The organism is Staphylococcus sp. HMSC063F05 (genome assembly GCF_001837075.1).
Taxonomy (GTDB): Bacteria; Bacillota; Bacilli; order Staphylococcales; family Staphylococcaceae; genus Staphylococcus; species Staphylococcus epidermidis.
The window spans coordinates 22499-33603 of record NZ_KV831341.1 but is presented as its reverse complement, the minus strand read 5'-3'; the positions used below and the strand labels follow the sequence as shown (position 1 = coordinate 33603).

General features: G+C 31.0%; 9 protein-coding genes. 6 read left to right on the top strand and 3 right to left on the bottom strand.

The window, feature by feature from the left end:
* Window positions 1–200 precede the first annotated feature (200 nt).
* The 5 genes from cdaA to HMPREF2576_RS06750 all read left to right on the top strand — a co-directional run bounded on the left by cdaA (window position 201) and on the right by HMPREF2576_RS06750 (window position 7115).
* Window positions 201–1010: a diadenylate cyclase CdaA gene (cdaA, locus tag HMPREF2576_RS06770; RefSeq protein WP_001829928.1), complete on the top strand. Its 810-nt coding sequence runs from the start codon at window positions 201–203 to the stop codon at window positions 1008–1010.
* Window positions 1011–1946 (top strand): CdaR family protein, encoded by a 936-nt coding sequence (locus HMPREF2576_RS06765; protein ID WP_001829925.1) that lies wholly within the window; start codon window positions 1011–1013, stop codon window positions 1944–1946.
* 24 nt (window positions 1947–1970) lie between these two features.
* On the top strand, window positions 1971–3326 hold the full coding sequence (gene glmM, locus HMPREF2576_RS06760) for a phosphoglucosamine mutase (protein WP_002457133.1): 1356 nt from the start codon (window positions 1971–1973) through the stop codon (window positions 3324–3326).
* 631 nt (window positions 3327–3957) lie between these two features.
* Window positions 3958–5763 carry a glutamine--fructose-6-phosphate transaminase (isomerizing) gene (glmS, locus tag HMPREF2576_RS06755; protein ID WP_001829889.1) on the top strand — a complete coding sequence of 602 codons (1806 nt, stop codon included), beginning with the start codon at window positions 3958–3960 and terminating at the stop codon, window positions 5761–5763.
* Window positions 5764–6257: 494 nt separating this feature from the next.
* Entirely contained in the window at window positions 6258–7115 is an 858-nt protein-coding gene (locus HMPREF2576_RS06750) for an HAD family hydrolase (RefSeq protein WP_001829896.1), read from the top strand.
* A 304-nt stretch (window positions 7116–7419) separates the two neighbouring features.
* Here the strand turns inward: HMPREF2576_RS06750 and HMPREF2576_RS06745 are convergent, their stop codons facing one another.
* Window positions 7420–8571, bottom strand: a complete 1152-nt coding sequence (locus HMPREF2576_RS06745; protein ID WP_001829926.1) for a lytic transglycosylase — start codon at window positions 8569–8571, stop codon at window positions 7420–7422.
* Between the two features lie 132 nt (window positions 8572–8703).
* Here HMPREF2576_RS06745 and HMPREF2576_RS06740 point away from each other — a divergent pair, with 132 nt between their 5' ends.
* Window positions 8704–9435 (top strand): metallophosphoesterase family protein, encoded by a 732-nt coding sequence (locus HMPREF2576_RS06740; RefSeq protein WP_001829921.1) that lies wholly within the window; start codon window positions 8704–8706, stop codon window positions 9433–9435.
* 260 nt (window positions 9436–9695) lie between these two features.
* Here HMPREF2576_RS06740 and czrB read toward each other — a convergent pair whose 3' ends face one another.
* Window positions 9696–10649, bottom strand: coding sequence for a CDF family zinc efflux transporter CzrB (gene czrB, locus HMPREF2576_RS06735; RefSeq protein WP_001829912.1), 954 nt, complete (start codon window positions 10647–10649; stop codon window positions 9696–9698).
* Entirely contained in the window at window positions 10636–10977 is a 342-nt protein-coding gene (gene czrA, locus HMPREF2576_RS06730; RefSeq protein WP_001829898.1) for a Zn(II)-responsive metalloregulatory transcriptional repressor CzrA, read from the bottom strand. The genes czrB and czrA overlap by 14 nt, the downstream gene beginning before the upstream one ends.
* Window positions 10978–11105 lie beyond the last annotated feature (128 nt).

Sequence of the window (11105 nt, the reverse complement as noted above, 5' to 3'; positions counted from 1 at the left end):
CAGAGGGTCAGAGGTTCGAATCCTCTATGGCTCACTTTCTAGACATCTTCAATCGAAGGTGTCTTTTTTTTATTTGTTGGTATTTTTTACTTTTATTTCTTATTTAAGAATTTTTCTAAAATGTTATTTTGTCGTATGACAGTGTCAATAATGATTGGTATAATAATCAATATGGAAAAGTATTACCCGGAGGAGATGTTATGGATTTTTCCAATTTTTTTCAAAATCTGAGTACTATAAAAATTATTACTAGTTTACTCGATTTACTGATTGTTTGGTATGTGTTGTATCTTCTCATTACAGTTTTTAAAGGTACTAAAGCAATTCAATTATTAAAGGGAATAGTTGTCATTGTTATCGGCCAGCAAATCAGTAAAATTCTTAACTTAACAGCAACATCTAAATTGTTTGATATTGTAATTCAATGGGGTGTTTTAGCACTCATTGTGATATTTCAACCTGAAATAAGAAGAGCCTTAGAACAATTAGGTAGAGGAAGTTTTTTAAAACGATATACGAATACTTATAGTCGCGATGAAGAAAAGTTGATTCAATCTGTGTCTAAAGCTGTTCAATATATGGCTAAGCGACGCATTGGTGCGCTTATTGTTTTTGAAAAAGAGACAGGTTTGCAGGATTATATAGAAACTGGAATACCGATGAATTCAGACATATCTCAAGAGCTACTAACTAATGTATTTATCCCTAATACGCCATTACACGATGGTGCAATGATAATTCAAGGAAGTAAGATTGCCGTTGCTGCAAGTTATTTACCATTATCAGATAGTGTTAAAATATCAAAAAGTTTAGGAACTAGACATAGAGCGGCAGTTGGAATTTCAGAAGTTTCTGATGCTTTTACTGTTGTTGTATCAGAAGAAACTGGTGATATATCAGTCACTTTTGATGGAAAATTAAGAAGAGATATTTCAAAAGATGTTTTTGAAGAATTGCTTGCTGAACATTGGTTTGGTGCACACTTTCAAAAGAAAGGTGTGAATTCATAAATGCTTGAAAGTAAATGGGGATTAAGATTTGTCGCTCTCATATTAGCAGTTTTTTTCTTTTTATCAGTAAATAATGTGTTCGGAAATATTTTTAATACAGATGATTTATCTCAAAAATCATCCAAAACTATTCAAGATGTGCCCGTTGATGTTATCTATAATAGTAAAGACCTACATGTAACTAAAATTCCTGAAAACGTCGATGTTAATTTAACAGGACCACAATCAAAATTAATCAAAATTGAAAACCCTGAAGATTTGAAAGTAGTTGTTGATCTTTCTGGAAAAAAAGCAGGGAAATATCAAAAAAAATATCAAGTTAGAGGCATAGATAGTGGTATCAACTATCAAATTAAACCTGAAGTTGCACACATTAACCTTGAAAATAAAATAACACGAGTTATGCATGTGCAACCAGACATTAGTAGTAACAGTTTAGATCCAAAATATAAAATAAGTAAACAAAGTATTTCACCAGAAACTGTAAAAGTGACTGGTGGAGAGCAACAATTAAAAAATATAGCTTATTTAAAAGCAACCTTTAAAAATTCTAGTAAAGTGAACAAAGACACCAATGATGTTGCAGATGTTAGTGCATTTGATAAACAATTGAATAAATTAAATGTATCAATTAATCCAAATGAAGTTAATTTAAAAGTAACAGTTGAACCATTCAGTAAAATGGTTAAGGTACGTACAAAAACAACGGGTAAGCTTAATGAAAATAAAGAATTAGATAGTGTTAAACTGGAAGATAAAGAAGTAGAAATCTTTGGTAATAGAGATGAATTACAAAATATTAATGAAATTACTGCTGAAGTAGATATTGATGGAATTTCAGAATCTACAGAAAAAACAGTATCATTTAACTTACCTAAAGATGTGACTAAAGTGAATCCAAAGGAAACAAAAGCGTATATAAATGTTAAAAATTGATAGATACAAAAGGAGCGTTTAAAAATGGGAAAATATTTTGGTACTGATGGTGTTCGTGGTGTCGCTAACCAAGAACTCACACCTGAATTGGCTTTTAAACTAGGTAGATACGGAGGATATGTTCTCGCACATAATAAGGGTGAAAAGCATCCTCGAGTTTTAGTAGGAAGAGATACAAGAGTTTCAGGAGAAATGCTAGAATCTGCATTAATTGCTGGTTTAATTTCAATTGGCGCAGAAGTGATGCGCTTAGGTGTTATTTCAACACCGGGTGTGGCTTATTTGACTAAAGAAATGGAAGCAGCATTAGGTGTTATGATTTCTGCGTCACATAATCCGGTTGCTGATAATGGAATTAAATTTTTTGGTTCAGATGGCTTTAAATTGTCAGATGATCAAGAAAATGAAATTGAGCAATTATTAGATCAAACCAATCCTGATTTACCACGACCAGTAGGAGAGGATATTGTACATTATTCAGATTATTTTGAAGGTGCACAAAAGTATCTAAGTTATCTTAAATCAACTGTTGATGTTAATTTTGAGGGTCTTAAAATTGTATTAGATGGTGCAAACGGGTCAACTTCTTCTTTAGCCCCATTCTTGTTTGGCGATTTAGAAGCGGATACTGAGACAATTGGATGTAATCCAGATGGTTATAACATTAATGAACAATGTGGCTCTACTCATCCAGAAAAATTAGCTGAAGCTGTGTTAGAAACTGAAAGTGACTTTGGTTTAGCTTTTGATGGAGATGGCGATCGAATTATTGCGGTAGATGAAAATGGACAAATTGTAGATGGAGATCAAATTATGTTCATTATTGGTCAAGAGATGTATAAAAACCAAGAACTCAATGGAAATATGATAGTTTCGACAGTAATGAGTAACCTTGGTTTCTACAAAGCTCTAGAAAAAGAAGGTATTCAGTCAAACAAAACTAAAGTTGGAGATCGCTATGTTGTCGAGGAAATGAGAAGAGGAAATTATAATCTTGGTGGTGAACAATCCGGTCATATCGTATTAATGGATTACAATACTACTGGTGATGGATTATTAACGGGTGTTCAGTTGGCTTCCGTTATTAAAATGAGTGGTAAAACTCTAAGCGAGTTAGCTTCTCAAATGAAAAAGTACCCACAATCTTTAATTAATGTGAGAGTGACTGACAAATATCGTGTTGAAGAGAATATTCATGTTCAAGAGATAATGACGAAAGTTGAAACAGAGATGAATGGTGAAGGAAGAATTCTTGTTCGTCCTTCTGGAACTGAACCTTTAGTACGTGTAATGGTTGAGGCTGCAACTGACGCGGATGCTGAAAGATATGCTCAAAGTATCGCTGACGTTGTTGAAGACAAAATGGGCTTAGATAAATAATACTTTCATGTTTAAATTCATATATAAAACAGATTTATGATGTTACAGACATAAATCTGTTTTTTTTAACAGAATTTTATCTTTTAAAAAGATTTGAAAAATATATTTTTTTATTTTGAGAATAATTCATCGATGTATCTATTCAGAACTATTACTATTTGTGAAAAATACTGTTAAATCGTTTGCAAATTAATTCGTTGACAGTGTACAATGAATATTAATGGAAAGGAGGAGAGTCTAGGTTATTAATAATTAAAGCGCCTGTGCAAAATACCTAAATAGTTATCAAGTATTAAAAGTTAAAATAGTAGAACTTTTATAGATAACGATTTGGATTTTGTAGACGAGGAGGATAGTGATCGAATCAGATCGGCGGATGCTATCCCGGATGTGGCACATTCGTTAGCTTATTAAGTAAATCATTAAGGTGACTTAGTGGACAAAGTTAATAAGATCGCCAAACTAAATAAATTATTTTGGGAAACTACGGATAGCGTGTATAAAATTCATATAATAGCACGCTTATTTCATGATGTATTCGTTGATAATGATTATGATAGGGGATTATCAAATTTAAGCAGTGATAATTAATCATAATAGCCGTGTTATCCCATTTGTTGGAGGATATTATATGTGTGGAATTGTTGGTTATATTGGCTACGATAATGCCAAAGAATTACTATTAAAAGGGTTAGAAAAATTAGAATATCGTGGTTATGACTCAGCAGGTATTGCTGTAGTTAATGATGATGGTACAAAACTTTTTAAAGAAAAAGGAAGAATTGCTGAATTACGTAAAGTTGCAGATAATAGTGATGAGGATGGTACGTTAGGAATTGGTCATACACGTTGGGCGACACATGGTGTTCCAAATTATGAAAATTCACATCCACACCAGTCAACATCTGGACGTTTTACATTAGTTCATAATGGTGTAATTGAAAATTATGAAGAATTAAAAGCTGAATATTTATCTGATGTCACTTTTTCATCAGAAACTGATACGGAAGTTATTGTACAATTAGTAGATTATTTTTCTAGACAAGGATTAGCTACAGAAGATGCATTTACAAAAGTAGTTAAATTATTACATGGGTCATATGCTTTAGGATTATTAGATGATAATGATAAAGATACTATTTATGTGGCTAAAAACAAGTCTCCGCTTTTAGTAGGTGTAGGTGAAGGTTTCAATGTTATTGCTTCTGATGCTCTAGCAATGTTACAAACTACAAACCAATACAAAGAGATACATGACCATGAAATAGTTATTGTTAAGCGAGACACAGTAGAAATTAAAGATCTTGAGGGGCACATTCAACAACGTGATACGTATACGGCAGAAATAGATGCTGCTGATGCAGAAAAAGGCGTATATGATCATTACATGTTAAAAGAAATTCATGAACAGCCTGCAGTGATGCGTCGCATTATTCAAGAATATCAAGATGAAAAAGGTAATTTAAAAATCGATTCAGAGATTATTAATGATGTAGCAGATGCTGATCGTATTTACATCGTTGCAGCTGGTACTAGTTATCATGCTGGATTGGTTGGTAAAGAATTTATTGAAAAATGGGCAGGTGTACCTACTGAGGTTCATGTAGCTTCTGAATTTGTATATAATATGCCACTTCTTTCTGAAAAACCACTATTTATTTATATTTCACAATCTGGTGAAACAGCTGATAGTCGTGCTGTATTAGTTGAAACAAATAAGTTAGGTCACAAATCATTAACAATTACTAATGTTGCTGGTTCAACATTATCACGTGAAGCGGATCATACATTACTTTTACATGCTGGACCTGAGATTGCAGTCGCATCTACAAAAGCATATACAGCGCAAATTGCTGTTTTATCTATCTTATCTCAAATTGTTGCTAAAAATCATGGTCGTGAAACCGATGTTGATTTATTAAGAGAACTAGCTAAGGTTACTACAGCTATTGAAACAATTGTTGACGATGCACCTAAGATGGAGCAAATTGCAACGGATTTCTTAAAAACTACTCGTAATGCATTCTTTATTGGACGAACAATTGATTATAATGTTAGTTTAGAAGGTGCATTAAAATTAAAAGAAATTTCTTATATTCAAGCTGAAGGATTTGCAGGTGGGGAATTAAAGCACGGAACAATCGCTTTGATTGAAGATGGCACACCTGTTATAGGTTTAGCTACACAAGAAAACGTTAATCTATCAATTCGTGGAAATATGAAAGAAGTAGTAGCACGTGGTGCATATCCTTGTATGATTTCAATGGAAGGTTTGAATAAAGAAGGAGACACATACGTGATTCCACAAGTACATGAATTATTAACTCCTTTAGTATCTGTAGTGACAATGCAATTAATCTCATATTATGCTGCGTTACAACGAGATTTAGATGTTGACAAACCTCGTAACTTAGCCAAATCGGTTACAGTAGAGTAAAATGTTTATAATTTAGAGTAGCCTAAATGGCTACTCTTTATTTTTGAATTAATTTTAGATTTATCCTTCAATTAATTTTAACGAAGCGGTTTAATGCCGTTGTTAAATGACTTTAATGAGTACCCTAAATTAACTAGTATTGGATAAACCTACAACTGGAATGGATTTTATATAAAGAGACAACTATTTAAAACATTTGGTAAGCATATTTTAAATGATTCACAACTTTCTGTCATACTTGTAACACATATAATAGAAGAAATGCTGTTATTTTTGAAAAAGATTTACTTAAAGACTTTTAAATATTTAACAAGGTTAATATTTAAGATGTTATGAGATCTTTATCGGATGACAATTTTTTTGATAGGGATGTCATTGTAAATAAGAGAAGACAACGTTATAGTATGTTCAAAGTGTAATCAAAGCCGTTGCACTTTAGTATGATAAGTGACACAATTTAAGTGTATAAGTTAGAGTCTTGAATGGAGGATAATATGAAAAATATAAAAGCAATTTTTTTAGATATGGATGGAACGATTTTACATGAAAATAATAAAGCCTCGGAATATACTAAACAAGTGATTAATGAATTGAGAGAGCAAAATTATAAAGTTTTCCTTGCTACTGGGAGATCTTATTCAGAAATCAGTCAGCTTGTTCCTGATGGATTCACTGTAGATGGTATTATCAGTTCGAATGGAACTTCAGGTGAAATTCATGGAGATAATTTGTTTAGACATAGTTTAACTTTAGAACGAGTACAGAAAATTGTGGAATTGGCTAAAAAACAACATATTTATTATGAAGTTTTTCCTTTTGAAAGTAATCGTATATCTCTTAAAGAAGATGAAGATTGGATGAAAGAAATGATTTCCACTATAGAGCCACCTGACGCTGTAAGTCAAAGTGAGTGGTCATCGCGAAGAGAGGCAATTAAAGGAAAAATAGATTGGCGAGATACCTTACCTGATGCACACTTTTCTAAAATATATTTATTTAGTCCCAACTTAGATAAAATAACTGATTTTCGCAACCAGCTTGTTGAAAACCAATCAAATTTAGGTATTACCGTATCTAATTCTTCGCGTTATAATGCTGAAACGATGCCATATCATACAGATAAGGGTACAGGTATCAAGGAAATGATTGATCACTATGGTATTAAGCAAGAAGAAACTTTAGTTATTGGTGATAGTGATAATGATAGAGCTATGTTTAATTTTGGCCATCACACTGTTGCAATGAAAAATGCAAGACAAGAAATTAAAAATCTTACAGATGATATTACCGAATACACGAACGAAGAAGATGGTGCAGCACATTACTTAAAAAGTCATTTATTAGATAACTAGTTTTCAGGTCAGTATCTTGTTGTTAAACGGTCGATCACGATAGTTTATATCAGTAAACATAGGCAAATGGACACTTTCATGATTAAATATGAGAGTGTCCATTTGCCTATTTAAATTATATATTTATCAACTGGTTCATTATGCTTATTTAAATTATATGCATGAGCATTAATAAAATATTTAAAGAGGATTTTCACAAAAATGCAATTACAATATAAAAAGCCCAACATGAAAGATTAATAAAATTTCATGTTGGGCAAAATACTTTAAATTTAAATTAATAAAGTAATCTAAGGACAATCAACTATTTCTTATCAAATAGATTTTTAGATTGTTCTGTAACATTTTCTTTATTTTCATTTACTTTTTCTTTGATGGAATCATATATGTTATTTTCTTGACTATCAGTTTTGTCTTGTTGTATATGTGTTTGTTGATCTTTCATTTTATCTGCTTCTGTATCTTTGGAGTTGGAAGCATTTAATTTAGTATCTACTTTGTCGTTTACATTACCTTTGTTAATATCTTTATTTTTATGACGTCTTTTGCTTTTGACTGGTTTGTCACCACGTCTAACGAAATAATTAATAATTCCAAAAATCAAAATGTAATAAAGACATAGGCGTAATACTATAGATACGATTCTAGCTATTATAATAATAGTTTGAGCCACCGTTTGAGACATACTGCTTGTTAAGTATTGTACACCGAATAATAGCGGTTTGTTAATAATACTTGCAAGTAAACTAATAAGTAATACGCCAATGAAAAATTTAAACCAAGTTTTCTTACCGTTTTTAATACCTTTAAATCCTTCTTTTAAATTACTCATTACTTTACGAGATGAATCTTCTGTATAAGCGGTAGTATAATTAATAATGAATATAATTACAAACCAATAGAAAATTGATGAGATGAAACCTGTTATGAGTAACAACACAATTTGTATTGTAATTAAAATTCCCATTGGATTGTCGTAGCCGCTTATTGATTGTTGTAAGCCGATTAATATTGGGCTAAGAGCTAAACTATATAATTTATTTAATAGCACTAGAATAAGTACGATTACAATGAATAAAACTAAAGTTATTAAAGCTAAAATTACTGATTTAGCATATTTGCCTTTTTTAAAAGCAAAAAATAAATCACTAAAAAGAACTTTCTCTTTATTAATAGCTTTTTGAATTGCATATACTGTACCAGTTATCAATGGGTAACCTACAAAAATAAATAATAAAGCTAAAATGAGTAAAATAAAAATAATAGATATTATAGGTTTTGTAGTAGATTCACCGAGTTGAGCTAACATTGGTAACCTTTGAGCTCTTAATATAACTAATGAGAATGCAATATTAGAAGTAATATAGCAAATGACAAAAGTTATTAATGAGAGTAGTATTAACTTTAGATTATGTGGTTTTGCTTTTTGAAATCCGGATTTATAATAATTAAACAAATTTTAAGCACTCCTTTTTTTTCATATAAATACAATATCAAAATTCTAATAAATTTTAAATTAATATCTAACATAATAGAGCACAAAATGTTAGAATATGCTAATAAGATAACATTGAAGGGAGATAATATCATGAAATTTGCTGTTATCACTGATATTCATGGAAACTTTGATGCGCTTCAAACTGTTTTAGATGATATTGATAGTAGAGATGATATCGAAAAAATTTATAACCTAGGTGATAACATAGGGATTGGACATGAGACAAATAAAGTACTGGATACTATATTTGACCGGGATGATATGGAAATGATTGCAGGTAATCATGATGAAGCTATTATGTCACTCGTCAATGGAACACCTTATCCTGAAGATTTAAAAGGGAAATTTTATGAGCATCATCAATGGATAGAAGGACATTTAGATGAGTCCTATTACGATGAAATTAATCAATTGCCTAGATATATTGAAATGACCATAAAAGGGAAAAAGATTTTATTTATTCATTATGAAATTGAAAATGATAAAATGTCAGCTCCTATTGATGAACAACCTTTTGCACCTATTACAAAAGATGACGAACAAGCTATTTCTGAATTATTTAAAGACAAAGAAGCCGATTTAATTTTATTTGGACATAACCATAGGTTGCATATGTTTGATGATAAATCAACAGTATATTTTAATCCTGGATCAGTAGGTTTGAACAATGGTTCAAACACCGTATATGGTATTATTACCGTTAATGAAAAAGGAATTTCAGTAGAGAGAGTGAAATTAGCGTACAATAATGAAGAATTTTTAGCAGGATTTGAAGAAAAGCAAGTACCAGCTAGAGAATTTATATTTAAGAATTTCATTTAAAGTAAGATGTTTATATGTGAAAAAGTAAATATTGAGATAGATTCATCTGAAATTTATAAAACCTATTGAAAATTTTTAGAGCGTGGGAACATAACTGATGTCCCACGCTCTTAATATATAGAATGATTGAAATGGGGTTCTACTCACAAAAACTCTCTTTTAAATTAAGATAAGATTTTTAGGTTGAGTCTTTGAATGAAATAGAACCTTCAATCTACATCTTTATTTATATTTAAAAAGTATCGATAGAAATAAACTCACTAATGAGAGTGTTCATGTATACCTGAGCACAATGTTGATTCATCGTGTTTGTGTTCTGGTGTTTCAAGTTGTATTGTCATATGCTGAATATTTAATTGCAATAGGTCACTTTCGATTGACTTTAACATTGTTTCACACGTTTGAACTGATAAATATTCTGGTACAACTGCATGACAACTTAATGCATTCATATCATTTGAAATGGTCCATACATGACAATCATGTACATTTTGAATTCTTTCATCTTTACTAATTGCTTTAATTACAGCATTTAAATCTATATCATTAGGCGTTCCTTCCATCAATATGTTAAGGGATGATTTAGAAATGCCGTAAGCACTTTTTAAAATAATTAACGAAACTAAAATACTAGCTATAGGATCCGCTATTGTAAAATTAAAGCCCCAAATTAAAAGAGAAGCAACGATTGCGCCAACAGAGCCGAACAAGTCTCCAAGTACATGTAAAAATGCGCCTCTCATATTAAGGTTGTGAGAGGTATCTCCTCCTTTAAACATAAGTATCGCTACAATGATATTTACCATAAGACCAATCACACTAATGATGAACATTTCCTTCGATTGAACCTCAGGAGGTTCTAAAAATCTTCGTATCGCTTCGATTATTATAATAATACTGATGATAAATAGGGTAACTCCATTGAAAAGTGCTGCTAAAATCTCAAAACGCTTGTAACCATATGTTTTACTTTTTGTAGCATGCTTTTCAGCATATATAAAAGCTATAAGAGCTACTCCTAAGGATATAGCGTCACTTAGCATGTGAAAACCATCAGACAATAATGCTAGACTATTTGCTAAAAACCCACCTATAATTTCTACAAGCATGAAGAGACTAATGATAATGAAAGAAAACATGAGTACCTTTTTATTATCTGTATGAACGTGTCCGTGTGCATGAGAATGATGATGTTGATGATTATGATTTGTCATTAGAAATTCCACCTTCACTAGGATGTTTGGCGTGGTGAATGGCTTGTTTAAGTAAAGTTGAAACGTGTATATCATCTATAGAATAAATCATTGATTGCCCTTGTCTTTTAGATTTAACAAGATGAGTGCTTTTAAGTAGTTTCAATTGATGTGATACATTTGATTGAGTCATATTTAAAGAATGTGAAATATGTCCAACACTTGCTTCACCGTTTTCAAGAAACTCCATTATTCTCACACGATTAAAATCACTTAAAGCTTTGAAAATATGAGTGACTTTAATCAATGTATCCTGATTGCTTTCAACGTTAATATGATATCCACTCATTGAAAATTCACACTCCAACATATGAATATTTGTTCATATATTAATATAATGAGAAGATTGAAATATGTCAATAATACACTAACGTTTAATATTCTCTTGAAGTGGTAAATACTAAGTACGATTTTTTG

What these genes read in the sequence shown, in the direction of transcription:
- cdaA (WP_001829928.1), top strand. Translation starts at nt 201, where the DNA reads ATGGATTTTTCCAATTTTTTTCAAAATCTGAGTACTATAAAAATTATT.
- HMPREF2576_RS06765 (WP_001829925.1), top strand. Translation starts at nt 1,011, where the DNA reads ATGCTTGAAAGTAAATGGGGATTAAGATTTGTCGCTCTCATATTAGCA.
- glmM (WP_002457133.1), top strand. Translation starts at nt 1,971, where the DNA reads ATGGGAAAATATTTTGGTACTGATGGTGTTCGTGGTGTCGCTAACCAA.
- glmS (WP_001829889.1), top strand. Translation starts at nt 3,958, where the DNA reads ATGTGTGGAATTGTTGGTTATATTGGCTACGATAATGCCAAAGAATTA.
- HMPREF2576_RS06750 (WP_001829896.1), top strand. Translation starts at nt 6,258, where the DNA reads ATGAAAAATATAAAAGCAATTTTTTTAGATATGGATGGAACGATTTTA.
- HMPREF2576_RS06740 (WP_001829921.1), top strand. Translation starts at nt 8,704, where the DNA reads ATGAAATTTGCTGTTATCACTGATATTCATGGAAACTTTGATGCGCTT.
- czrB (WP_001829912.1), bottom strand. Translation starts at nt 10,649, where the DNA reads ATGACAAATCATAATCATCAACATCATCATTCTCATGCACACGGACAC.
- czrA (WP_001829898.1), bottom strand. Translation starts at nt 10,977, where the DNA reads ATGAGTGGATATCATATTAACGTTGAAAGCAATCAGGATACATTGATT.